The following is a 23,370-nucleotide window of genomic DNA, read 5'->3' as shown; positions in this document are numbered from 1 at the left end:
CCGGAGTCGTTGTGCCCATAGTTGCGGAGGTCCGATGGAATCCACCGAACGCGCCGGACTGTCCGCCGCCCAACGCTGGCTGCTGACACTGTCGTGTCTCGCGGTGGTCCTCGTCATCGCCTCGACGGTTCACACAGCCACCGGTGGGTGCGGCGCGCTTCCTGGCGCCGCGCCCGCCCCACTCCTGGGACGGTGTCCGTAACGCTTTCGAGTTCGGACCGCCGCCACCGCAGGATCCGGGGATCTCCGGGCTGACCGGCATGACCGACATCCCCGCTGGTGACGACTGGCTCACCGTGAATGTGTGGACGCCCGAGCCGGATTCGGCCGCGAAACGGCCCGTCCTGGTGTGGATCTACGGCAACGCATACAAACTGGGCTTCGCGGGCAGTCCAGGTTATGACGCGTACCGGGTCGCTCGCGACAGCGATGTCGTCGTCGTCACGTTGAATTACCGAGTCGGCGTGGAAGGGTTCACCCGGATCGACGGGGCTCCGGCGAACCGAGGTCTGCTCGATCAGATCGCGGCACTGCGCTGGGTGCAGGAGAACATCGCGGCCTTCGGCGGCGACACCGACCGAGTCACCGTCTGCGGCGAGTCCGCCGGTGCCGGATCTGTGGCAGCACTGCTGGTCATGCCCGACGCCACAGGGCTTTTCCGGCGAGCGATCATCCACAGCATGCCCGGCAAGTATTTCTCCGACGAGTTGGCTTCCGACGTCGCCGGGGCGCTCACCGCGACCATCGGCCTGCGGCCCACGGTCGCCGAACTGTCCGAGGTTGATCCGCGTCGGCTGCCGGAAGCCGGCGTCATACTCAACGCCGAGATGCGCCGATATACCCGAACCTGGGGAGTCGGTGCCCACCTGCTCGCCCCCTTCGCCCCCGTCGTCGACGGCCAGGTGCTGCCGACGGCACCGTGGCAGGCGGTGCGGGCACAACCGTGACGAGTGCCGACTGTTCCTCGCGCTCAGCGGAACGCTGGCGACAATCGATGACGCCCGCGCGAGCGCCGATCTGGAAGTGTTCGGGCCGGGCCCGGACAGCGAGGGCGCCTACCGTGCGGCCTTTCCCGACGCCTCCTCGGTCCCGAGCCACCCGCCGAGGCACGCGAGCTCTCAGCGCAGATGCGCACGGCCTGGGGAGCTTTCGCGGCGACCGGAGATCCGGGCTGGCCCGCATACGATCCGGACCGACGGCTCGTCCGCCTGTTCGATGTGCACCCGGAAACCGCCGCCTATCCCGAGGAGGCGTCTCGCCGCCTCTGGGAGCACTACACCTTCGGTCCGCTGCCGCTGCTGCATCCATAACCTCGTCGGCCGAGAAGACGGTTCGCACGACCACGGGGATATCCCACAAATCCGGGTCGGCCTCGATACGTTCGAGGATCAGGTTGATCGGGGCACCCCGGGCTGAAACGGTTCGACGCCGAAGGCTCTCGAGAATGTGGCGGCAGCGGCAGCAGCGATCGGTCGGACCGAATCGCGCGGGAGACGACACTCCGCCGCAACGACTTTCACCCTCCCTCGGTCGGCCGAAGTACTGGACAACGAATCCCCCGCGGCGGACACTAGAGCGAATTGCTATCAAAGGGGTGAGTCGAATGGTCAGAACACACACCGTGGTCGCCGGGGAGACACTGCCGATGTTGGCGTTGCGCTTCTACGGAGACCCTGAACTGCATACCCTGATCGCCACCGCCAGCGGGATCCCCGATTCCGACCGGGTGGACGCGGGCCGACAACTGATCGTTCCCGACTACTCGAGATACGAAGTCGTGCCCGGAGACACGTTGTCGCAGATCGCACTCCGCTTCTACGGGGACCCCGCGCTCTCACCACTGATCGCCACCGCCAACGGCATCCCCGACCCCGACCACCTCGACGCGGGCCGACAACTGATCATTCCTGATCTCACGAGATACGAAGTCCTCGCCGGAGACACGTTGTCGCAGATCGCACTCCGCTTCTACGGCGACCCCGCGCTCTCACCACTGATCGCCACCGCCAACGGCATCCCCGACCCCGACACCATCGACGCGGGTCACACACTGGCCATATTCCTCGGGCGCAGCGACGGTTTCGGGCTGTCGATCGTGGACCGCAACGAGAGCGACCCCCGCCTGTGGTACTACCGCTTCCACACCGCGGCGATCGGCTGGAATCCCGGAGTCAACGTCCTGCTGCCCGAGGACTACCGCACCAGCGCAGAGAACTATCCCGTCCTCTACCTGCACCACGGCGGAGGCAGCGACCAGGACTTCCGCACCTTCGACCAACTCGGCATCCGCGAGCTGACCGCCGGTAAGCCGATCATCGTCGTCATGCCCGACGGCGGACACGCGGGCTGGTTCTCCAACCCGGTCAGTTCGTTCGTCGGTCCTCGCAACTGGGAGACCTTCCACATCGCCCAGTTGCTCCCCTGGATCGACGCGAACTTCCGGACCTACGCCGACTACGACGGACGCGCGGTCGCCGGATTCTCCATGGGCGGCTTCGGCGCACTCAAATACACGGCCAAGTACTACGGCCATTTCGCCTCGGTCAGCAGTCACTCCGGCCCGGCGAGTCTGCGCCGCGACTTCGGCCTGGTCGTCCATTGGGCGAACGTGTCGTCGGCGGCAATGGATCTGGCGGGCGGCACGATCTACGGCGCACCGTTCTGGAACCAGGCCAGGGTTACCGCGGACAATCCGATCGAACAGATCGAACGCTATCGCAACAAGCGGATCTTCCTGGCCGCGGGCACCAGCCCGGATCCGCTCAACTGGTTCGACAGCGTGAACGAGACCCAGGTGCTCGCGGGCCAGCGGGAATTCAGGGCACGCCTGCGCGACGCGGACATCCCGCACGAATGGCACGAGTTGCCCGGCGGTCACACCTTCCGGCCCGACATGTTCGCGCTGGATCTCGAAGGCATCATCGCTCGGCTACGCCCCGCGGCACCGGTGTCCTCCAGGAGCACGGTGTCGCAGCTGTGACCGGACGCCGTTCGGGTGTCGAACGAAATGCCGGCGACACGCTGTGATCTCCGGTGGAGCTCACAGCCCGCGACCATCGCCCAGTCGATCCCCGAACGGCGTACCCACCGATATCGACGAACCCTTCAGTCGTTGGTATCGCCGTGTGTTGCCTGCTCACCGGCTAGCCGAACGCCGTGGCCTGGTGGGCGGCAATCACCCTGGCGACGTCTCGATGTTCACCAGCGTGATCCGCCGAACTCGTCGTCACCCTCTCCTCCACGAGCTACGTGAGGATCCTCGCGCACTTGGAGAGGATCGGCGCATACTGCGTCCTATCAGCGCATTTCAGCCCGGTGTCGGCGGTTTCGGACCTCGGGAGGAGGGTAGGCCGCTGGCATGGAGGACAACCACACACTGACCGCACAGGCACCGGTGGCCGACGAGACGGTCGTCGCTGCGGCGCGCCAGGTCATCGAGCAGGCCAAAGGCGCAGTGATGCTGGTCTACAGCGTCGATGCCGACCAAGCCTTCGCGATCCTGCGCGTCGCCTCCCAGGACGCCAACGTCAAACTTCGCCAACTCGCCGCGGCGGTCGTGGCCGAACTCCCCGAGGTCGGCACACCCCACGACATCGCCGCTCTCCGCGAGTCTCTGGACCGAGTCCTGTTCGCCGCCAAGCAATCCCAACCCGACTGATAGAGCGTTTCGACAATCCCCGACATTTTCGACGCGCCCTGCATTAACAGTGGCGGTGAAACTCGGGCGGGCTCGACGCTTGTGCCCATCTATCGAGGGGGACCGGCACCGTCGCCCTCTCGCGGACACGAGGAACCTCGTGCCGACCTACCGGCCACAGCCGATCAGCGCTGGTTTCACCGGCGCGATAGCGGGCATTCGGTCTGCGAAGTTGGCTCGTCGACAAGGAAAAGACATGGCTCGAGGCATCGTGAAGTGGTTCAACAGCGAGAAGGGCTTCGGATTCATCGCCCAGGACGGAGGAGGCCCCGACGTCTTCGTGCACTATTCGGCGATCGGCGGATCGGGCTTCAAATCCCTGGACGAGGGACAGCAGGTGGAGTTCCAGATCGGTCAAGGACAGAAGGGCCCTCAAGCCGAGGACGTCCGCGTCCGCTGAGTTATTCCTTTCACGGTTCTATCGACCGCGATACCTTCGATGGCCCCGTACCGGGAGACCGGTACGGGGCCATCGGCGTGTGTAACCACGGCACGCATCGATGAACAGCGAGGCCCATGGTCGAACCCTCTCGAAGGATGCGGGCGGAGGCGATGGTGCGGGTGATGTTTGCGTCCTTGTTCCGAATTCACCTACATTTCGAGCCCGACCTGCGACATTCATGCCGGACCTGGGATCGAACGGCGTATTGCCGTCGATCGCGGGGACGCCGGTCGTGGATCAGCGAGGTCCGGGCCAGACGCGAATCCTGCGGCACAGCAGTCCCTTCCCTCCACTCGTCCATATCTTCCGACAGGTTTCCTATTCTAGGTACTTGCACTCACATGTATAGAATGCTAAAACAAACCTATGCCAGATGACAGAGGTTATCTGGACCTACCACAGAGATTGGAGTGTTGGAGGTGGCGACCATGCTGATGCGTACCGATCCCTTCCGCGATCTGGACCGACTCACGCAGCAGGTGTTCGGCACAGCGGCCCGTCCCGCGGCGATGCCGATGGATGCCTGGCGCGACGGTGAGCAATTCCGGGTGGAACTCGACCTTCCCGGCATCGACCCGGACTCGCTGGACCTGGACATCGAACGCAACGTCGTGACCGTACGAGCCGCACGCCCGGACCTGGACTCGAGCCAGTCGATGATCGCCGCGGAACGACCCCGCGGAGTGTTCAGCCGCCAGTTGTTCCTCGGCGAGGGCCTCGATACCGACAACATCACCGCCGACTACACCCACGGGGTACTGCGGTTGACGATCCCGGTGGCCGAGAAGGCCAAACCACGCAAGATCAAGATCGGCCACAGCGACACCGGCCGACAGCAGGCCATCGACGTCTGAGGCCCCCGTCCCTTCGTATCCGACGCTCCTGTCCTGGAGGTGGTGGCGTCATGACTACGAAACTCGACACGTCCCCTTCCGGCGATGTCGAACCGGTGCTGGATCTGCTCGACCCGGACCTGGAAACGTTGTTCGACGAGGTCGAGCAGATCCTGCGCCGCACCCTCACCGAAACAGTGGCCACCGCGGCCCGGCTCCGGGCCCCAGCGAGATTCCCGCTGCGGACGTACGCCCGGCGGTGGTCACGAGGTCGGCGCCCCGAGGCCGGGCGGGCGACCCAGCGCGGGCCTCCGACGCGACGGCCCGACGAACCGAATGCAGTGCGACCCTGGCGAATACGATGTCGGCGCGAGGAAAGTGAGGTGATGCCTGTCGCAGACACGTCACGTTGTCTTCCCTTCGTGGGTGGGTCCGGGCCTGCAACCGGACCCACCCTCCCCCGATCCTCGAGGGGACATCGCCGACATCGAGCCACGAACGCCGGAGGTTTCCGCGATGACCACGATCCCCACCCGCACCGAACAGCTGCTCCCTGTCACCGTCGGCGCCGACCTCGGCCCGCGAACCACAGCGGTGCCCCCGCTGGCCGAGCGAATCCGCGCCGCGTTCGAGGCCGCCGACCGCGACCGCATTACTCCGATACCCGATGACGACTACCTTCTTTTCCCTTACTGAGCACAACACCGAGACGCCTGCCGATCCCCGCGAGTGGCGACACGGTGTGGTGGCCTGGTTCAACGCCGAAAAAGGATTCGGATTCATTCACCCCGACGACAAGACCGGCGCGGTGTTCGTGGAATACAGCAGCATCGACGCCACCGGCTACAGAACCCTCAGCGGCGGTGACCCCGTCGTGTTCACCACCACCGCCACCGCCCGCGGGCCCGAAGCGGCCCGTGTGCGCCCTTACCGTCGCGACACAACCCACCAGCAAGCCGACGATCAACCAGTCGAAAGAACCCACCGCGATGGCTCTGCTGCACACACCCCACTACATCCTGACGATCCTGCTCACCGCCCTGACCGCCCTCGCCGCGCTCGACGCCCCGCCGAAAGTACTGCTGACACTCCCCGTGCTGGTAGGCACCGCGATCGCCCTCCTGCTACTGCGACCGCTTCCATCCACCGCAGCACACTCGACGCAGTGCACCCGTCGGCGAGCGCCGCGGCGAGACAACGCCGCTGAAGATCCGCATACCGCGCCCGACCGCCTCAATAGGCAGGTACACGCTGCCGGGGGTCGATGAATTCACCCGCATTCGCGTCCCGACCACTGCGACCGGGAGTCGCACACGCGTCTATGTCCGGGCGGCGACGGAGGCCGTGTGCCGAGCCGGAAACCGGAGGGCAGCCACACGGGGTACCACCTATTCGAGTGTCACGGCCGCACGCCCTTTGCCCGAACTGCGGCCGTGACGAGCAGCGACACTAGCGCCAATACTCGCCGTGTGGCACGAACACACTGTCGACACGGTGTGTCGTGAGTTCCGATATCGGTACGGCTTCGAGGCGCTTCACGAAGCCGGGGAGGTCAGGTCGCGTGGATCCACCATACAGCCTTCTCACGGATTTCCTCGCTGTCGTCGTTGTCGCTCGTAGCTGTCCGAGCTGTCAACTTCGTAGGGTGGTCGCATGGAGTTTTCCGCGTCACCGCGAGCCGCCGAGCTCACCGAAGCTGTCGGCACATTCATCGACGAGCACATCGCGCCGGTCGAGGCGGACTATCACCACCGGGTGGGCCGACTGCGCGCCGAAGGCGCGGACCCGTGGCAGCCGCTGCCGATACTGGGCGAACTGCGTGCGCGGGCTCGTGCCGAGGGATTGTGGAATCTGTTTCTGCCGGTCGGGCACGAGGGCCCCTATGCCGAGCGTTACGGCACACGTGGCGGCGTCGGGTTGAGCAATGTCGACTACGCGCCGATCGCGGAGGTGATGGGCCGATCGTTGATGGCCCCGTACGTGTTCAACTGCAACGCCCCCGATACGGGCAACGCGGAGGTACTGCTGAAATACGGGTCGGAACAGCAGCAGAGACAGTGGCTCGACCCGCTCTTGGCGGGAGATATCCGCAGCGCGTTCTGTATGACCGAACCGGCGGTGGCTTCCTCCGACGCCACGAATATGGAACTCACCGCGATCCTCGACGGCGACGAGGTCGTGCTCAACGGCCGCAAATGGTGGTCGACGGGTGTCGGACATCCCGATTGCCGGATCTTGATCGTGATGGGCGTGAGCGATCCCGACGCCGACCGGTATCACCGCCACTCGATGGTGCTGGTGCCGCGTGAGACTCCCGGTGTCCGGGTGGAGCGGATGCTCGACACCATGGGGTGGCAGGACGAGCCGTACGGGCACGGCGAGGTCGACTTCACCGATGTCAGGGTTCCCGCCGAGAACATCGTCGCGGGCCCCGGTCGGGCGTTCGAGATCGCCCAGGGCCGCCTCGGGCCCGGCCGCGTGCACCACTGCATGCGGCTGATCGGTCTGGCCGAGCACGCCCTGGAGCTGGCCTGCCGACGCGGGCTCGAGCGCACCGCCTTCGGCAAGCCCCTGATGAACCTCGGTGGCAACCGGGAGCGGGTCGCCGACGCGCGTATCGCGATCAACGCCATGCGACTGCTCGTTCTCGACGCCGCGTGGAAACTCGATGAGGGCGGCGCGCTCAACGCGCTCTCGGAGGTCTCCCAGATCAAGGTCGCGGTGCCGAACATGGCGCAGCAGGTCATCGACTTCGCCATGCAGATCCACGGGGGCGGCGGTCTGAGCAGCGACTTCCCGCTCGCTTCCGCCTGGACCGTCGCTCGCGCGATCCGCTTGGCCGACGGTCCCGACGAAGTCCACCGCGGGGTGGTCGCGCGCATCGAACTCGGAAGGTACGGAGCCGCGCGATAATCGCCGCCGGTCGGTCGGTTTCGCCCACACGCTCACGGGTACCGCGCGACAGCCGGTCGAAAATCCGAGGGAGGAGTTCCCATGCAGGCTGTGACATGGCAGGGCAGACGTAAGGTCGCGGTGGAATCCGTGCCGGATCCACGCATCGAGAAACCCACCGACGCGATCATCGAGGTCACCTCCACCGGGATCTGCGGATCCGATCTGCACCTGTACGAGGTGCTCGGCCCCTACATGCACGCCGGTGACGTGCTCGGCCACGAGCCGATGGGACGAATCATCGAGACGGGGTCGGCGGTGACCAACCTGTCGCGCGGCGACCGCGTCGTGATCCCGTTCCAGATCAGCTGCGGTGACTGCGTCATGTGCCGCGACGGCCTCAGCACCCAGTGCGAGACCACACAGGTTCGCGAATATGGTTGTGGTGCCGCGCTTTTCGGATACTCCGAACTGTACGGCCGAGTGCCGGGCGGTCAAGCCGAATACCTGCGGGTGCCGCATGCCGATTTCACCCACATCAAAGTTCCCGAAGGCCCCGACGACGACCGTTTCGTGTACCTCTCCGATGTGCTGCCCACCGCGTGGCAGGCCGTCGAGTACGCCGCGGTCCCGCCCGGCGGTTCGCTGACGGTGCTCGGTCTCGGCCCGATCGGGGATATGGCGTGCCGGATCGCCGCTCACCGCGGCTACCGCGTCATCGGGGTCGATCTGGTGCCCGAGCGCCTCGACCGGGTGGCCCGACGCGGAATCGAGGTGATCGATGTCGGCGCCGTCGGCAACGACCTGGGCGATGTCATCCGTGACCGCACCGACGGTCGGGGCACCGACGCGGTGATCGACGCGGTCGGCATGGAGGCACACGGCTCGCCGGTGGCGTCGTTCGCTCAACGCGCCGCGGCGCTGCTGCCGGACGCTGTCGCGCACCGCGTCATGGACTTCGCCGGAGTCGACCGTCTCGCCGCGCTGGAGGCCGCCGTCGACATCGTGCGTCGCGGTGGCACCATCTCGGTCATCGGGGTCTACGGCGGGATGGCCGATCCACTCCCGATGCGGGTGCTCTTCGACAAGCAGATCCAATTGCGTATGGGGCAGGCGAACGTCAAACGCTGGATCGATCCCATCATGCCGCTGCTCGATGACGGTGATCCGCTCGGCGTAGACGATTTCGCGACCCACAGGCTTCCGCTGGCCTCCGCACCCGAGGCGTACCGCACGTTCCAGGAGAAATCCGATGGCGCGGTCAAGATCCTCCTCGATCCGCGGGCCGACGCGGTCGCCTGATCGCGGCAGGCACCCGGGCCACCAACAGGTTTGCCCGCGAATCACGTGGTACTCGGACAACAGCGAGGTACCGATTCGGACTCGCGGGAACATCTGTAGGAGGATTTCATGGCCGAGAAGAGTTATCGCTCTGCCGAGACCGGTGAGTACGTGTCCGAGGAGACGGCTGCCGACAATCCCAGAACCACCCTCGGAGAGGACGAACCACACGAGGGTGCCGATCGGCGAGACCGCTCGGCGATCACGGGCCATTTCGTCAAACCCGACACCAGTCGGCGTCATCCGGATACCACGGTGACCGAAAACGGCTGACCGATAGCCCTTTTCATCGATCGGACCACTCACGAAGGCGCGGCCCACCCGGCCGCGCCTTCGTGGTCGATGCCGCCGGGTCCGCGCCTCACTTCCGCGGTGTGTCCGCCCGCGTGCCGAACAGTAAGTCCTCCAATGCTTCTCGAACGGACTCCAGGTCCGGTGTGATGCCGAGATCGGGAAGTTCCGCGACGACCTCGGTGGCGATCTCGCGAACCTTCACATTGGTGTCCTGGGAGGCCGCGCGCAGAATCGCGAATGCCTGCTCGGCGTCCACGCTGTACACCAGCATCACCACACCTTTGGCCTGCTCTATGGTCTCGCGCGCGGCGGCGACCACTGCGTCATCGACCGCTGCCTTCTTCTGCATGGTGTGCAGCTACCCGCCTCGTCCGGTTCGAACCAGGCCGTGATCGCCCTCTTCACCGATAGTCGGCCCCACTGCCGGGCACGCTCGGTTTCGCCTCGTCATCGACGGGTAGGCAGCCGACATGGAACGGTTTTGTGCCCTCCAGCAGAACGACCGGATCCGCGGGACTCACCATGACCACCAGGGTGGCGTCCTGCCTGGCTCGACGAACCCGGCGGGAGCTTGTCGCGGGCCGGGAATGACCGATCGCCGCCTCGGCACGTCCGCGTGAACGGGCCGAGAACCTACCTCGATCACGCCGAAGGAGCAGACCTTGACCGATCTCACCTCCACCGTCGTGAAATCCGTGTTCGACGCAGGCGCGCGGGTTCGCCACGCGCGTGTCTTCCACCCTCGGGGCATCAAACTGGCCGGGCGTTTCCACGCCGACACCGAATTCGAGCCCTGGTTCGGGACAGGAGAACGCGCGGTCATCGCCAGGCTCTCCAAAGGAATCGGAACGCCGGGAGCCGTCCCCGATGTGATGGGCCTCGCCTTCCGTGTGCTGGATCGCGACGAGAACCCCTGGGATTTCGCGCTCGCGACCACGGGGACCGGTACGGTCGGGCGGTTCGTGATCACCGCCGCCCGCGGCTGGTCCAGCGCCCGTTACGGCAGTCTGCTCCCCTACCGCTTCGGCGACGCCGGGCTGACCTGGCTGTTCGCCGAACCCGCCGTACCGCAGCCCGGCTCCGCCTCGTTGCAGGCCATGAGCGAGCATCTGCGTGACCACGATGTGCGATTCGAGATCACCGCGAGCGGTCTGGGCGCGGCACCGCGACGGGTGGGTGAGCTGACGTTGCACCACGCCGATGCCCATGAACACCGGACCGACTTCTTCGACCCGATACTCAACCATCCGGGCGATATCGCGCTCGAACCCGGAGTCGTCAGTCGTCTTCGCGAGTTCGCCTACGAAGGCAGCAGGGAAGGCCGCGGGGAGCAGAACTGACGCGAGACGAGGCCGCCGGGATCGCGGCGAGATCCTGCTTCGTCCCGGCCCCGTCGTTCGCAAGTGTGCAAGACTGGTATGACGGCTCGCGCACGGAGCCGGTTCAGTCACAAGAGCCCGTTCCGTGTCTGCTCCCCACATGGGCCGTCCGAGGTTGCTATGACCAGCCGATACTCGCACACCGATGCCGATCCACGACGTCGCGGACAGCATGCCGACTCGTATGACGGCATCGAAGATCTCTTCCAACTCTTGACGGCGCTCGAACCGCGGTCCCCCGATCGGATCCGGATGCGTGAGGACATCGTGCGACGATGCCTGCCGCTGGCCGATCACATCGCCCGCCGCTTCACCGGACGCGGCGAACGCCACGACGACCTCTACCAGATCGCCTCTCTCGGACTGGTTCTGGCGATCGACAGATTCGACGCCGACAAGGGCTCGTCATTCCTGGCTTTCGCGATTCCGACCATCATGGGCGAGATCCGGCGCCATTTCCGCGACCACACCTGGGCGGTGCGGGTCCCGCGCCGGATCAAGGAACTCCAGCAGAGCATCGGTCCCACCGTCAACCGGCTGTATCAAGACCTCGGCCGGGCGCCCACGGCCATGGATATCGCCACCGAGCTGGGTGTGGACCTCAACGAGGTCACCCAGGCTCTGATCGCCGACAACGGCTATCGCACCGACTCGATCGACCCGCTGAGCGAGAACAGCGACGATCAGCGCGCGACCCGTCATCTCGCCGGACTCGGCCGCATAGAGCCCGCCTACGACATCACCGACGAGGCGCTCGCGATCGCTCCGCTACTCGCCCGACTGCCTGCCTTCGAAGCCCGAGTTCTGCACCTGCGTTTCTTCGACGATCGCACCCAGAGCCAGATCGCCGACGAACTCGACGTCTCCCAGATGCACATCTCTCGCGTCCTGTCCCGGACGCTTGACCAGCTTCGACGTCAAGCCGAACGCGAATGATCGGCGTCATCCGGTTCGGCTCCCGCTCGATCATCAGTCGACGATCATCACGATCAACCCGATCGCGATGACGGCGAACAGCGCCACGAGTGCGAGCGCCAGCAGGGTGGCGATGATTCCGGTCGGCGGGAATCGATTGCTCGTCCGCGGCTCCGGTGCGGACAAACCGCTGGTCTGCGGCGTATCGGGAGGTGTCGCGCCCGGTGGCACGCCGCCACCGCGTTCCAGGTCCGGCGTGCGGGCCGGGTCGGGATCCATGGCTTGATCGTCGGTCATCGGGGGTCTCCCTTCCTGTCGTGGGGACTTCGCCGGGCGACTACCCCCTCCCTGCCGCCCGAACCAGCGCGGTTCGCACCGACTGTTTCGTGATCGAGTCGCGACCGATCGGGTAGCGCACTCGCTCGAGTAGCACACCGGGATCCGAAACAACCACGCGCGCAGGCCGATCCACGGAGCAACAGCCGCCGGACCGTCGCCGAATCTGCCACCGACGGCGCAGACCGAAAACCAGTGCGATGGTGAGGATCCCGGTACCGCGCTCATCGCCTGACCGCGATCGGGAATTCCGCGGACGCGCGACGGCGCCCGGATGTACAGCTTCGCACGGGCCGTACGCCTCGATTGATTGCGCCCGCTCATAGTGGGCAATCGCGGACGAGGAACGATATCCGGCCCCGGTTCTCCGGTGATTCGTCGCGGTCTCGGCCGCGCGGCGGGTATCACGCGAACGCAGGAGGTATTGCCTTTGTCTGTCGACCGGCAGGATCCGAATGTCGTGATCGACGCCGACCGCCCCCGTGCCGAGCACCCGAGCGAGGTCGCCGCCGCCGAAAGGTTCGTGGCCCGCGGCGGCGTCGCCCTCGCGGGTGTCGCGGCCATCGGAATCGGATTCGGCGCGCTGACAGCACTCGTCAAGGCACGCTGGGAGCCGCTGTTGACCGCGGATCAGGCGGTGACCGACACGGTGGTCGCGATGGTCGCGCGCAACACCATTCTCCGTGAGATCGTGTCCGGCGTCACCGATCTCGGAGCGACAGCCACGCTGATCCTGGTGCTCGCCGTCAGCACACTCTGGCTGCTGCTGCGCCGTCAACCACGCCTCGCCGCCTACGTCGTGCTCACGGCGACGGGCGGGCTGATACTCAACCCGGTCGTCAAAGAGCTCGTCGCGCGGCTGCGTCCGGTGGTGCAGACACCCGTCTACCGCACGGACGGCTGGAGCTTTCCCAGCGGGCATGCCATGAGTTCCCTGGTGTGTTACGGCATCGTCCTGCTGGTTTTCGCACCCGCCCTGCGAACGAACACCCGCCGTGTCACGGTCGGGTTCGCGGTCGTGATCGTGACCGCCGTTGGGCTCAGTCGGATCGCGCTCGGCGTGCACTACCTCACCGATGTCCTCGCCGGTTGGCTACTCGGAACGCTGTGGCTGGTGCTGGCCACGATCGCGTTCCACCGATGGCGTGGTGACTCCCACATCGAAGGCGCCGGTCCACTCCCGGGTGACGTGCCGCCCGTCGATCGAGACGACCTTCGTCCGGTCCCGGATCGGCATCCACCCCTGGCCGCCCACCCGTGGCGCAAGGTGGGTGAACTCGCGGTCGCCTGGGTCATGCTCGTCGGAGCGCTCATCGGTCTCGGCATGCTGGTGCGCGGCCCGCAGGGCGACACCCCCGCGCTGCGGTGGGACCACACCGTGGTGGCGACCCTGGCCGAAAACCGCACCCCCGCATTCACTTCCGTTCTGGACGTGTTCGGCGAAATCGGCAACACCACCGCGATCATCGTCGCCGCCCTCGTCGTCGCCGTCTTGGCGGTGGCCGTTCTCCGCAGCCTGCGACCGGTGCTGTTCCTGGGTGTCGCACTGGTCGGTGAGATCACCGTATTCCTGACCACCACGGCGATCGTCGACCGCTCCCGACCACAGGTCCCGCACCTCAACCCCGATCTTCCCCCCACCTCCAGTTTCCCTTCCGGGCACGTCGCCGCCTCCCTGACGCTCTACGCCTGCACCGCCGCACTCATCTGGGCGACCACCCGACGATGGCCCTACCGGATCGTCGCCGTCGCGGTGATGATGATTCCCGTCCTGGTGGCGGGGCAGCGTCTCTACGCGGGTGCGCATTATCCGACCGACATCGTCGGCGCGGTCCTGCTGTCCTCGATATGGACGGCCATCGCCTGGTGGGTCATCGAACCCGTGGTGCACTCCGACCGGTCGTCGCGGGCGGGTACCGCCTCTCCGGACAGCGCACTGTCACGTCCCGAAAGCCCATCGATGGCCGAGACGTCGCCGCCGGCTCGCTAGGCGTGCACCCGACGAGACCCGAGATCCATTCCAGCGCAGCGGATATCGGTCGTGTCCGGCATCGGCTGCCGGATGCTCGGCTCTGTTCGGTTTCGAATCTCCGGGGCAGGGTATGCCGACGGCGCCGATACCGTGGCCGCGCGGCCCACGGTTCTGCCGCCTGTCAGCTCCGTTGTATTCGAGGACGCCATGACCGCCACCATTCGCTCCGACGAGACGATCCACGCCGATACCACCGGCCCCGCTGCCGACCACCACCACCGAATGGTCACCCGGATGGCGGTGTCGCGCGCGGCGCAACTCGGCGTCGCACTCGGCCCGACCGAGCACCTCGACGCGGCCACCGAACACGATCTGCTCAACGCGGTACAGAACGCCGCGCTCGCTTTCGACAACATCGCCCACGGCGTCGACCAGCAGTACAACCGTCGGTGCTACCGGCAATCCCGTCGCGCACTCGTGCCGCTGCTCATGGCAGCCGGTATCGGTGCCGATTCCCGGAGCGCGGTCTGCTCCCTGCTCGACGACTACGCCCGCGAAGCCGAACAGCTCGGCGAATCAGCCCCGACCTCGGCCTAGTGTCCCGAGTTCACGTGCCTCACGGGTCGATGGGGTCACGCGGGAGCAGCGTCCCGAGCGGCCCGAGGTCGATATTGAGGTCTTGCGGAGTGAGCCCGAAGTGGTCGCGTAGTTCGTCCATGCGCTGTTCGAGCAGCATCAGCGTGGTGCCGACCCGTTCGATCTGGGTGTCTGTCAGGTCACCCGCGTCGACGCGTCGTAACGCTTGACGCTCCATCAGCTGGCGCAGCAGTTCCACCAGGGTGAGGACGAGCGTGACCAACCCGCGTTCGACGGATTCCGGATCGGTGTCGATACGCGGCGGGATGCCGCCGAATTCAGTCATCGCCGCGCCGATTCGACTCCACGGCGCACGAGGGCGTCGACAGTGTGCTGATGGAGGAGATGAGGGCGCGCAACGAGATCTGGACCAGGTCGACGTCGGCGATGGCCAGTTTGATGTCGCCGGAGATCACCACACCCCCGGCGAGCACGCGGTCGAGCAGGTCGACCAGAGCGACGCGACGCTCGCCGTCGGTCGTCGGGTCGGGCCGGGTCACGGCGGGTCTCGTTCGGTGCCCGCGAACGAGTACGGCGGCCACGGCCCGGTGAGTTCCAGTCTGATGCCAGGGAATTCGACGCCGAGGCCGCTCACCGTCTCGGCGAAGTCCTCGGTGCTCGAATCATCGACGAGGTAGGTCCCGTTGAGCACCATCCAGTCCCGACGGCCGCTCACAGCGGGATCGGTCAGCGCTTGGCGTCGGCCCGCCGCCGCATGCCGCACCAACCTCGTATGGATCTGTTCGGCCCGTTCGGCGGCGTCGCGTTCGATCGTCTCCTGCGCGGACAGTTGCGCGCGACGGCGAGCCAGGTACGCGGCACCGGCTCCGGTACCACCACCCGTTCTCGCGGTTCTGGCCTCGGTCACGGCGGCTGTCAGCGCGGCGCGGTCGCCGTAGGCCTTGACTCCCCACTCGGTGCGACCGCTGACCAGGGCCAAGGCGGAACCGAAGTCCGCGCGGCGCTCCGCGAGTGATTCGCGCAGCCGGTCTTCGTCGTGGAAGACGGTGGCCAGTCGTAACGGAACGGCGGGACCGCGCCGAACCAGGGCGGAGACGACCGCGTCGTGTGCCCGGGCAGTGGTCTCCAGCCAGTCGAGATCCTCCAAGTGCCCGCGCAGCGGTTGCTCGCCGAAAACCTCGAGCGGCACCGAGCCGACGACTGCGATCAGGTCGTCGGAGACCACCGTCCGCACCGGCTCGCCCGCGACGCCGGTCAATCCGCCGGGTAGTTCCCGCCCGGCATCACGGCTGGATGTGACCGCGTAGAGCCAGACCCCGAGACCGCCGGTCACGACCGTTCCTCCTCGCGTTCGTGACCGCGTTCGATGAGTCGGCTGTGTTCGTTCGCCGCTTCCAGTCGGGCGATCCGGTCGCGCAGTTCCCGATTCTCCAGTTCGAGATCCCGATCCTGCTTCTCCAGCATGCGGGCGTTGCTGTTGAGCCAGGGATCGGTCTCCCACCAGTCGATGCCTACCGACTTCGCCGTCTCCAACGAGGCGATCACCAATCGCAGTTTGATGGTGAGCAGTTCGATGTCGAGCAGGTTGACCTGGATGTCGCCCGCGATCACCAACCCCTTGTCGAGAACTCGCTCCAGGATATCGGCGAGATTCGTCGACTGATGCCCCCCGCCGTAGGGCTGCGGCGACGACGATCCGCCTCCCACCACCGTCATCGCCGCCCCCTCCCGCCGATGTCGGTGCTACTGCGGTTGTAGCGATTGATCCTGCGATAGGCCAGCAGATTCCCGTCGAGATCGATCTCCACCTCGTAGAGCGCCAGAATGTCGGCCGACGGGGGGATGTGGCGGTCTTCGAGTACCTCGATCTCCACCAGCCAGCCGTCCTCAGTCGGCTCCATGCAGGTCACGCCCTGCATCGGTTTGGACGTCAGTTCCTCGAGTCGTTCGCACGCCGCCGCGGCGGCTCGGGACGCGGTCAGGGCGGGTTGCGCCTCGGAGCCCGAGAGGTCGGCATTGTCGGAAGCGCTCTTGTTGGTCACTCGGGTCACTCCTTCCGGTCGGACCCGGTCGTGTCATCCGCGGTTCCGGTCATACGATCCAGGACCGCCTGCTGGGCATCCCTGGCCTCCGCGTCGGAGATGCGCCCGGCCGCGGCAGCGCGATCGATCTCCTCGAGTTCGCCGCGTAGCGCCGCGGGATCATGCATCTGCTGCTCGACCTGGTCCTGGATCACTTCGCTGAGCCAGATCACCCCGCGCACCGGCGCGAGGGGCAACCCCACTATCGCTGAGAGCAGGCCCATGACCTCACCCCGCGGGTTCCCGCTTGGTGACGAAGTCGTAAGCCGCCATCGGTCCGAGCAGGTCCAACTCCACCCGGTTGTCCCAGTCCTCGGCGAGCCGACGCAGAGTGTCTTCCAGTTCCTGTTGCCGTGCCAACTCCACCAGCACCGCGATGTGGACGGCGTCCTCCTCGCTGCTCGGTTCGCGGTGGTTGATCAGCGGCTCGAACCTCTCGAGTTCGGAAACCGTCCTGCGGGTGTCCTCGGCTCGTTTGACCTCGATCGCCTGATTGATCAACTCGCCCAACGCGATCCGGGAATCGCGGGTGGCGTCCTCGGATCTGTCGCGGATCTCCTCTCGGAGTCGAGCCGCCTCGGCGTTCTCGTCGAGCAGTTCCCGCAGGACGGTGTCCTCGACATAACGGCCCCTGATCACGAATTGCGCGCGACCCTCGAGTTCGGCCAGAGCTGCCTCGAATTCGGTCTCGTTCGCCTCCAGCAACTCGCTCTCCACCGCCTCGACATCGGTCATGACCGCGCCGAACCGCAAGGGCAGCACCGGTGCCACGGTGGCCGACCCGTCGAGCAACTCGGCGTGAACGGTGAGATCCTCGGGTGTGCCGAGGGGCCGATCGGAGGTGAGCGTGCTGATCAGCGCGGCGATCTCGCCGTGGCGAACCACCGCGACTTCCCCGGGCGGTTCGCCGACGCCGATGGCGTGCGGCTCGGGCTCGACGTCGGCGGGCACGATGCCGTAGACGTAGACCCCGGTCGTGTCGGTACCCATCACCGCTCCTCGCGACTGGATTGCCGGCGCTTTTCCTGCACGTCACCGAGGAAGTCACCGACCTTCTCCCCCGCTGCTTCCAGCGCGCCCTTCGTCTTGTGTTTCGCCGCGCCTTCGGTGACACCGCCGACGATATCGGTCAGGCCCTTCGGTTCACTGCTCGATATCTCGAGCCGGTTGACCGCCTCGGCGAAACGCAGATACGTGTCGACACTCGCCACCACGACGCGCGCGTCGATGGTCACCAGTTCGATGCCGACCAGCGACACTCTGGCGAACGCGTCGATGACCAGGCCCTTGTCGAGAATGGTGTCGATGACATCGGCCAGGCTGGAGGAGTTCGGCTTCGCCATCGTGCCGGTACCGCCGCCGCTTCCCGCAGGTTCGATGGTCATCGGCTCACCTCTCGGCTCTCCCGCGAGCGGCGGGTCACCGTGCTATTGCGACGCGCGGCCGGTCTGCGGCGCACCGGTGCCGGTTCCTCCTCCGTGTCCGACTCCGACCGGTCCGGCACGTGCTCGTCGGTCTCGTCTTCCTCGGTCTCCTCCGGTTCTTCCTGCACGGAGTCTTCCTCGGCGAGTTCGTCGTCGGAATCTTCCTCGGCGTGCTCGTCGGCAGAATCCTCCTCGGCACGCTCGTCGTCGGAATCCTCCGCTTCCTCACGCCGTGCTGTTTCGTCGTCCACGACCACTTCGCCGTCGTGGATCTCGCCGTGCCAGCCCACGATGTCGTCGCTGTGCAGCACCGCGTCCGTCATGACCTGCCGCTGGAACTGCTTGAGTTCCAGGCGACACCGGCGACCCGCAGCACGCCAGAGATTGGCGGTCTTCTCGAACACTCCCTGAGGGTGGTACTCGAGCACCACGAGGATGCGGGTGAGACCCGGCGTGAGCTCGTGGAAGGTGACCGCGCCGTCGATATAGCCTTTCGCGCCCTTGGAACGCCAGACGATCCGCTCGAACGGCACCTGCTCGACGATCGTGGATTCCCACGTCCGCCTCGACCAGAACACCTTGCCGGTCCAGCTCAACTTCTCATCGGAGACTTGCTCGACCTGTTCGAGTTTCTTGGTGAACTTCGGGAAATCCCCGAACTGGGTCCACTGGTCATAAGCCAGCTCGAGCGGGACGCCCACGTCGATGTACTCGACGATATTGGTCAGCTTCAGCTTCTTGCCGCCTTTTCCCTTTCCCTTACCTCCGGTCAACGATTCCTTCACCGACGCGAACTTTTCGCGGACCGAGTGCCCGAGCTTGCTCACACCGCCGCTGACTGCCGCCTTCAGGGGCGAGGCGCCTCCGGCCAGCTTCTCCGCACCGGTCACCGCCGCCAGCAGGTTCCCTTCGCCACCGTCGGAGTACTCCGTCAGCCGTCCGGCGGTGTTCGATACTCGATCCGACAGCTTCGACACCGCCCGCTCGGCCAGGGTGCCCGCGAGGTTCCGCACCGACTGCTGCAATGCGCTCGTCGGGGTGGCGGTCTCCGCGGTCTTCTGGGCTGTCGATCCGGCCCGGGTCGCGGCTCCTGTGGCCCGCCCCGCAGTCTCGGTCGCCATCTTGCCGACTCCGGTTGCCTTGTCACGCAACGTCTTCGTCATGTCCCCTCACCTCCTCGTACGACGGACCGGCGCTTCGTCGGTCTCGGCACGACTACGGCGTCGGGCGGCCGGGGACGACGTCCGATCCGCGGGTCCTGCCCTGCGGCCCGTGGTGCGAGAGCCGGATTTTCCAGCGGTCGAGGTTCCCGTGCGACGAGTCGGCCTCCGCTTGGCGGCAGGCCGTCCGGCGTCCGCCTGGTCCTCGTCGTCGAATTCCTCGTCCTCCTCGGCAGAGCCTTGTTCGTCGTCTCGGAACTGTTCGTCGTAGTCGTCTTCGTCGGATTCGGTTTCTTCCGGCTCGTCGCGGCCCTCGTCCGCGACGAGGGTGGTCCCCTGCTGCAACCGATGGTTGAGTGCGTCGATGCGGTTGCTCGCGGCGGTGACCGCGGCCGACCGCACCGCCCCCAGCAACTCCCCGCGCACGGTGTCGGTGAGCTGGGTCAGCTCCGGCGACGATTTCACCAGCGAAGTTCCCAACTCCAGCAGGTCCCCCTTCGTGCCCGAGGACCGCCGCGCCATCGCCGCACCGGCCAAACCCAGCGCGAAACGCATCTTGCGGGTGCGACCCAGCACGTATCCGATTCCCACCCCTATCGCGATTCTTGTTCCACCCTGCATGATCACTCCTTGCTCGTTCGACTGCCGCGGCGCCGGTCCGGTCCAGGTCGGTCGAGCTGTGACACCCCGATGTGGAGTTAGACCACAGTGCATATGGCCGCACTTCAGCGTATGCCTAGTTACCGCATGGGTCGATGGTTCTGCCTGCGAAAATTCATAAAATATGCTAAGTCCGCCACCGTCCAGCGATCGACAAGTCAAGAGCCGTTCGACATCTCCGTCTCACCCGCCCCGAATCTGCCCAGATGCCTTGGGGCGCCAGGTCACTGAGCGCCGAGGTCATCGACCGCAGTTTCCCGATCAAGTCCGAGTTATGGATTGGGCGACAGCGGCCGCGCGAATTCGACTGTTCCGCCGTGCCGCTTTCCCGCGCGGGCCGAGTTCCGCGAAGGCGCGACAGTCTCCCGATGATCCGCTACCGCATACTCGTCGCCGCCCCGCCGAGGACTCATCTGTCGGCCGCGGATCAGGGTCCTGCGGGATCGCCGCGTTCGCCTGTCGCGGCGAGCTGTTTGAGGTCATTACCTGCGGGTACGGCATGTCAGTACATCGGATCGACACCGCCCGACCGGCCACGAGAGTGGTCGACCGGCGAGCAATCTTGCGCTCCACCGCCCGAAGGGAGGTGCGCGGATGTGCCCGGGCAAATCCGGCATCGGTCGACACGCGATGCCGAGCGTCGGCACCGCGGAGACAGTACGCGTCGTCGAATGGGACGTCCTGTTGTTCACCCTCGACAGCGGCTATCCGCACGCACGCCACGCCGACTGCATCGAAACTGCATCGTTTCGCGTAGGATGAACGAATCCGCTTCGGAAAGGGGTCGTCGTGAACAGCACCGGCACAGGTTCCGGCGAGCGTGCGCGAGTCGCTCGGCGGTCCTGCCCGAGGCCGTCGCGGACCGCGGGTCGGATGCCACGAGCAGCGGAATATCGACAGATCCGCCGAGTGCGGGATTGATGCCGTGGCCCGATACCTGCTCGCCGCCACCCCCGTCCCCGGACATGTGACGCCCATGCTCGCGGTCGCCGCCGACCTCCGTCGCCGCGGGCACGAGGTCGCGCTGCTCACCGGCGCGGCATTCCACCGAGCGGCGACTCGAATCGGCGTCACCCCACTGCCGCTGCCCCCGGCGGCGCAACCCGCGCCGATGTCGTCCCGGCGTGGCCCGCTGCCGGGGATGGTCCACCGCTGGCAGATCGGCCGTTCGGAATTGCGGGCGGCCTTCCTCGCCCCGCTCGCCTCGCAGTACCGGGCATTGAGCGCCGCGATCGACCACGGTCGATACGACGCCGTCCTCGTCGACGTGATGTTCACCGGTGCGATTCCGCTTCTGCTCTCCGGGCGGACGCGCCCGCCACTGCTGGCATGCGGTGTCGTGCCGCTGATGTTGTCCAGCGTGGATACGACGCCGTTCGGTGTCGGGTGGCCGCCACGCAGAGGTCGCGACCACACGATGATGAACAGATTCGTGCACGAGGTGCTGTTCCGTGCGGAGCAGGCACGACTGGACTCGATCCTCGGTGAACTCGGGGTGGGGCGCGCGCCGGTCTTCTTTCTCGACTGGCCGGTACTGGCCGATCGTCTCCTACAGTTCGGCTCCCCCGCTTTCGAGTATCCGCGCCGCGACCTGCCGCCCTCGGTGGTGTTCACCGGCCCCCTCCCGCCGCCGGACACCGGGATGGCACTGCCCGAGGGATGGGATGTGTTCGCGAGTGGGCGGACGGTCGTGCACGTGACGCAGGGGACGTGGGACAACGAGGATTTCGGTCGACTGATCCGGCCCACCCTGTCGGCACTCGGCGGACGCGACGATCTGGTCGTCGTGGCCACTACCGGCGGGTCGTCGGCCCCGCTCGGCCCGGTGCCGCCCAACACACTGGTCCTCGACTACGTGTCGTACGCGAGGCTGTTGCCCCAGGTGGACGTCATGATCACCAACGGCGGGTACGGCGGTGTACAACAGGCCCTCGGCCACGGCATACCCGTCATCATCGCCGGAGATACCGCCGACAAACCCGAAACTGCCGCCAGAACAGCATATTTCGGCGTCGGGATCGATCTCGGAACAGCGCGCCCGAGCGCCGCGAGAATCGCCGCGGCGCTCGATCGCGTACTGGAAACCGACGACTTCCGCGCAGCGGCGCGGCGAATGGCCGACGAAATGGCCGAACACACACCGTTCCGGACGATTTCGGATCTTCTGGCCTCCCTGACACGGCCACCGCGGCCGCGAACAAGTGAGCGGACTACACGGAAAGAGAGACTCCGGTGAGCATCGCACCTCCGGGCCCGGCGTGGCCACCGACACCCACAGTGGCCGACTCCGACTCCATCGGATTCGACGATTGGCGAGCGGACGTGCGCGGCCGCGTACTCGGCGAAGTCGTCGACTTCCTCCGCGAAGTGCGGATCGACGCATCGCTCTGGCCCGGCGCCGAAGACGTACTGCGGCAGTACGCCACCGGCGGCAAGGGCCTGCGATCGACCTTCATGTACCTGGGATGGCTGTGCGGCGCCGAGCCGGACGCCGCCGCCCTGCGCGCCGCGGCCAGTCTGGAACTGGTGCACGCCTTCGCCCTGCTCCAGGACGATGTCATGGACGACGCGGCCCTGCGCCGTGGTGAACCGGCGGCCCACGTCCGCTTCTCCCGTGGCTATCGACACGACGATGCCACGGCCGCACTGCGTTTCGGAGCATCCGCGGCGATCCTGCTCGGCGATATGTGCCTGGTGTGGTCCGAGCAGATGCTTCGCCAGAGCGGGCTGGAGGCGAGCGCGGCGGCGCGGGTGTGGCCGCGCTACGACGCCATGCGGATCGAACTGGCGATCGGTCAGTACACGGATCTGACCAACGATGTCCGTCGTCGCCCGACGATGGACGATGTACTGGCGATCGCGCGGGCGAAATCCGGCAACTACACCGTCGCGCGGCCCTTGCAGCTCGGCGCGGCGATGGCCGGATGCGACGATGGCGTACTGAACATGTTGACCCGCTACGGAACTCGCATCGGCGAGGCGTTCCAGCTGCGGGACGACCTGCTCGGGATATTCGGTTCCGCCGCGGTCACGGGCAAGCCCGAGGACAGCGACCTCGGGCAGCACAAGGCCACCACCGTCGTGGTGGCTGCGCTCGACGCGGCAACCCCGGCGATGCGGCGAGAGCTGTCCGAACTGGTCGGCCGCCCTGTTCTCGACCACGCCGCGCTCGAGCGTTGCCGGGACCTGATAGACGCCTCGGGCGCGCCCGAACGCGTCGAGGCGATGATCACCGATCGGGTCGACGACGCGCTCCACGCGCTCGACGATGGTCCGCTGGCCCCCGGGCGGCGGACCGCACTCGAACAGATGGCGCTGCTGTGCACCGCACGGCAGCAGTGAGGAGT

At 66.6% G+C, this 23,370-nt stretch carries 29 protein-coding genes and 2 pseudogenes; 18 read left to right on the top strand and 13 right to left on the bottom strand.

Annotated elements, in window-relative coordinates; all coding sequences use genetic code 11:
• Positions 1 to 137: 137 nt before the first annotated feature.
• From DAT37_RS18520 to DAT37_RS18475, 12 genes and pseudogenes are all read left to right on the top strand, one after another.
• Positions 138 to 947: pseudogene (locus tag DAT37_RS18520) on the top strand (carboxylesterase family protein); the annotation flags it as partial.
• A 180-nt stretch (positions 948 to 1,127) separates the two neighbouring features.
• A complete protein-coding gene (locus DAT37_RS44930) occupies positions 1,128 to 1,310 on the top strand; it encodes a hypothetical protein (protein WP_198654325.1) in 183 nt (60 codons plus the stop codon).
• A gap of 293 nt (positions 1,311 to 1,603) precedes the next feature.
• Positions 1,604 to 2,980, top strand: a complete 1,377-nt coding sequence (locus DAT37_RS18515) for an alpha/beta hydrolase-fold protein (RefSeq protein WP_109526004.1) — start codon at positions 1,604 to 1,606, stop codon at positions 2,978 to 2,980.
• Between the two features lie 378 nt (positions 2,981 to 3,358).
• Positions 3,359 to 3,658, top strand: coding sequence for an ANTAR domain-containing protein (locus tag DAT37_RS18510; protein WP_109526003.1), 300 nt, complete (start codon positions 3,359 to 3,361; stop codon positions 3,656 to 3,658).
• A 235-nt stretch (positions 3,659 to 3,893) separates the two neighbouring features.
• Positions 3,894 to 4,097: a cold-shock protein gene (locus DAT37_RS18505; RefSeq protein ID WP_109526002.1), complete on the top strand. Its 204-nt coding sequence runs from the start codon at positions 3,894 to 3,896 to the stop codon at positions 4,095 to 4,097.
• Positions 4,098 to 4,567: 470 nt separating this feature from the next.
• Positions 4,568 to 4,993: an Hsp20/alpha crystallin family protein gene (locus DAT37_RS18500; protein WP_109526088.1), complete on the top strand. Its 426-nt coding sequence runs from the start codon at positions 4,568 to 4,570 to the stop codon at positions 4,991 to 4,993.
• Between the two features lie 495 nt (positions 4,994 to 5,488).
• A complete protein-coding gene (locus DAT37_RS18495; RefSeq protein WP_109526001.1) occupies positions 5,489 to 5,668 on the top strand; it encodes a hypothetical protein in 180 nt (59 codons plus the stop codon).
• 46 nt (positions 5,669 to 5,714) lie between these two features.
• Positions 5,715 to 5,894 (top strand): annotated as a pseudogene (locus DAT37_RS45525) (cold-shock protein); the annotation flags it as partial.
• A 67-nt stretch (positions 5,895 to 5,961) separates the two neighbouring features.
• Positions 5,962 to 6,240 (top strand): hypothetical protein, encoded by a 279-nt coding sequence (locus tag DAT37_RS45520; RefSeq protein WP_232839842.1) that lies wholly within the window; start codon positions 5,962 to 5,964, stop codon positions 6,238 to 6,240.
• A gap of 385 nt (positions 6,241 to 6,625) precedes the next feature.
• On the top strand, positions 6,626 to 7,885 hold the full coding sequence (locus tag DAT37_RS18485; protein ID WP_109525999.1) for an acyl-CoA dehydrogenase family protein: 1,260 nt from the start codon (positions 6,626 to 6,628) through the stop codon (positions 7,883 to 7,885).
• A gap of 81 nt (positions 7,886 to 7,966) precedes the next feature.
• Positions 7,967 to 9,166: an alcohol dehydrogenase catalytic domain-containing protein gene (locus DAT37_RS18480; RefSeq protein ID WP_109525998.1), complete on the top strand. Its 1,200-nt coding sequence runs from the start codon at positions 7,967 to 7,969 to the stop codon at positions 9,164 to 9,166.
• A gap of 108 nt (positions 9,167 to 9,274) precedes the next feature.
• On the top strand, positions 9,275 to 9,478 hold the full coding sequence (locus DAT37_RS18475) for a hypothetical protein (RefSeq protein WP_109525997.1): 204 nt from the start codon (positions 9,275 to 9,277) through the stop codon (positions 9,476 to 9,478).
• Between the two features lie 88 nt (positions 9,479 to 9,566).
• Here DAT37_RS18475 and DAT37_RS18470 read toward each other — a convergent pair whose 3' ends face one another.
• Together DAT37_RS18470 and DAT37_RS46065 are read right to left on the bottom strand one after the other, a co-directional pair.
• Positions 9,567 to 9,848 carry an ANTAR domain-containing protein gene (locus DAT37_RS18470; protein ID WP_109525996.1) on the bottom strand — a complete coding sequence of 94 codons (282 nt, stop codon included), beginning with the start codon at positions 9,846 to 9,848 and terminating at the stop codon, positions 9,567 to 9,569.
• Between the two features lie 52 nt (positions 9,849 to 9,900).
• Positions 9,901 to 10,023: a hypothetical protein gene (locus DAT37_RS46065; protein ID WP_269814782.1), complete on the bottom strand. Its 123-nt coding sequence runs from the start codon at positions 10,021 to 10,023 to the stop codon at positions 9,901 to 9,903.
• A 138-nt stretch (positions 10,024 to 10,161) separates the two neighbouring features.
• Between DAT37_RS46065 and DAT37_RS18465 the strand changes: the two genes are divergently transcribed.
• Positions 10,162 to 10,839 carry a phosphodiesterase gene (locus DAT37_RS18465; protein WP_232839829.1) on the top strand — a complete coding sequence of 226 codons (678 nt, stop codon included), beginning with the start codon at positions 10,162 to 10,164 and terminating at the stop codon, positions 10,837 to 10,839.
• 159 nt (positions 10,840 to 10,998) lie between these two features.
• On the top strand, positions 10,999 to 11,814 hold the full coding sequence (locus DAT37_RS18460) for a SigB/SigF/SigG family RNA polymerase sigma factor (RefSeq protein WP_109525995.1): 816 nt from the start codon (positions 10,999 to 11,001) through the stop codon (positions 11,812 to 11,814).
• Between the two features lie 33 nt (positions 11,815 to 11,847).
• Here DAT37_RS18460 and DAT37_RS18455 read toward each other — a convergent pair whose 3' ends face one another.
• Entirely contained in the window at positions 11,848 to 12,090 is a 243-nt protein-coding gene (locus DAT37_RS18455; RefSeq protein ID WP_109525994.1) for a DUF6480 family protein, read from the bottom strand.
• Between the two features lie 469 nt (positions 12,091 to 12,559).
• Between DAT37_RS18455 and DAT37_RS18450 the strand changes: the two genes are divergently transcribed.
• Together DAT37_RS18450 and DAT37_RS18445 are read left to right on the top strand one after the other, a co-directional pair.
• Entirely contained in the window at positions 12,560 to 14,119 is a 1,560-nt protein-coding gene (locus DAT37_RS18450; protein WP_157978536.1) for a phosphatase PAP2 family protein, read from the top strand.
• A 189-nt stretch (positions 14,120 to 14,308) separates the two neighbouring features.
• Positions 14,309 to 14,698, top strand: a complete 390-nt coding sequence (locus DAT37_RS18445) for a hypothetical protein (protein WP_109525992.1) — start codon at positions 14,309 to 14,311, stop codon at positions 14,696 to 14,698.
• Positions 14,699 to 14,717: 19 nt separating this feature from the next.
• Here the strand turns inward: DAT37_RS18445 and DAT37_RS18440 are convergent, their stop codons facing one another.
• Genes DAT37_RS18440 through DAT37_RS18395 form a run of 10 tightly spaced genes read right to left on the bottom strand, consistent with a single transcriptional unit; the run spans position 14,718 to position 19,984 of the window.
• Positions 14,718 to 15,023, bottom strand: coding sequence for a gas vesicle protein K (locus DAT37_RS18440; protein WP_109525991.1), 306 nt, complete (start codon positions 15,021 to 15,023; stop codon positions 14,718 to 14,720).
• Complete coding sequence (locus tag DAT37_RS18435; protein WP_109525990.1) at positions 15,016 to 15,237, bottom strand: gas vesicle protein; 222 nt, start codon at positions 15,235 to 15,237, stop codon at positions 15,016 to 15,018. The genes DAT37_RS18440 and DAT37_RS18435 overlap by 8 nt, the downstream gene beginning before the upstream one ends.
• Positions 15,234 to 16,031: a GvpL/GvpF family gas vesicle protein gene (locus tag DAT37_RS18430; protein ID WP_109525989.1), complete on the bottom strand. Its 798-nt coding sequence runs from the start codon at positions 16,029 to 16,031 to the stop codon at positions 15,234 to 15,236. Before DAT37_RS18430 ends, DAT37_RS18435 begins: the two co-directional genes overlap by 4 nt.
• The gene (gvpJ, locus tag DAT37_RS18425) at positions 16,028 to 16,414 is read right to left on the bottom strand and encodes a gas vesicle protein GvpJ (protein WP_109525988.1); all 387 of its coding nucleotides are present in this window, start codon (positions 16,412 to 16,414) and stop codon (positions 16,028 to 16,030) included. The genes DAT37_RS18430 and gvpJ (DAT37_RS18425) overlap by 4 nt, the downstream gene beginning before the upstream one ends.
• A complete protein-coding gene (gvpO, locus tag DAT37_RS18420; protein ID WP_109525987.1) occupies positions 16,411 to 16,740 on the bottom strand; it encodes a gas vesicle protein GvpO in 330 nt (109 codons plus the stop codon). The genes gvpJ (DAT37_RS18425) and gvpO overlap by 4 nt, the downstream gene beginning before the upstream one ends.
• 5 nt (positions 16,741 to 16,745) lie before the next feature.
• Entirely contained in the window at positions 16,746 to 17,003 is a 258-nt protein-coding gene (locus DAT37_RS18415) for a gas vesicle protein GvpG (protein ID WP_109525986.1), read from the bottom strand.
• Positions 17,004 to 17,007: 4 nt separating this feature from the next.
• Entirely contained in the window at positions 17,008 to 17,769 is a 762-nt protein-coding gene (locus tag DAT37_RS18410; protein ID WP_109525985.1) for a GvpL/GvpF family gas vesicle protein, read from the bottom strand.
• Positions 17,769 to 18,164, bottom strand: coding sequence for a gas vesicle protein GvpJ (gvpJ, locus tag DAT37_RS18405; protein ID WP_109525984.1), 396 nt, complete (start codon positions 18,162 to 18,164; stop codon positions 17,769 to 17,771). The genes DAT37_RS18410 and gvpJ (DAT37_RS18405) overlap by 1 nt, the downstream gene beginning before the upstream one ends.
• Entirely contained in the window at positions 18,161 to 19,366 is a 1,206-nt protein-coding gene (locus tag DAT37_RS18400; RefSeq protein ID WP_109525983.1) for an SRPBCC family protein, read from the bottom strand. The genes gvpJ (DAT37_RS18405) and DAT37_RS18400 overlap by 4 nt, the downstream gene beginning before the upstream one ends.
• A gap of 6 nt (positions 19,367 to 19,372) precedes the next feature.
• Positions 19,373 to 19,984 (bottom strand): hypothetical protein, encoded by a 612-nt coding sequence (locus DAT37_RS18395; protein ID WP_109526086.1) that lies wholly within the window; start codon positions 19,982 to 19,984, stop codon positions 19,373 to 19,375.
• Between the two features lie 964 nt (positions 19,985 to 20,948).
• Between DAT37_RS18395 and DAT37_RS18390 the strand changes: the two genes are divergently transcribed.
• Positions 20,949 to 22,259, top strand: a complete 1,311-nt coding sequence (locus tag DAT37_RS18390) for a glycosyltransferase (RefSeq protein WP_109525982.1) — start codon at positions 20,949 to 20,951, stop codon at positions 22,257 to 22,259.
• Positions 22,256 to 23,365 carry a polyprenyl synthetase family protein gene (locus tag DAT37_RS18385; protein WP_109525981.1) on the top strand — a complete coding sequence of 370 codons (1,110 nt, stop codon included), beginning with the start codon at positions 22,256 to 22,258 and terminating at the stop codon, positions 23,363 to 23,365. The genes DAT37_RS18390 and DAT37_RS18385 overlap by 4 nt, the downstream gene beginning before the upstream one ends.
• Positions 23,366 to 23,370: the final 5 nt, after the last annotated feature.

Origin of the sequence: Nocardia aurea (assembly GCF_003123685.1) — a bacterium.
GTDB classification, from domain to species: domain Bacteria; phylum Actinomycetota; class Actinomycetes; order Mycobacteriales; family Mycobacteriaceae; genus Nocardia; species Nocardia aurea.
The sequence above is the reverse complement of the archived record's forward strand: the minus strand, read 5'-3'. Positions and strand labels throughout refer to the sequence as shown.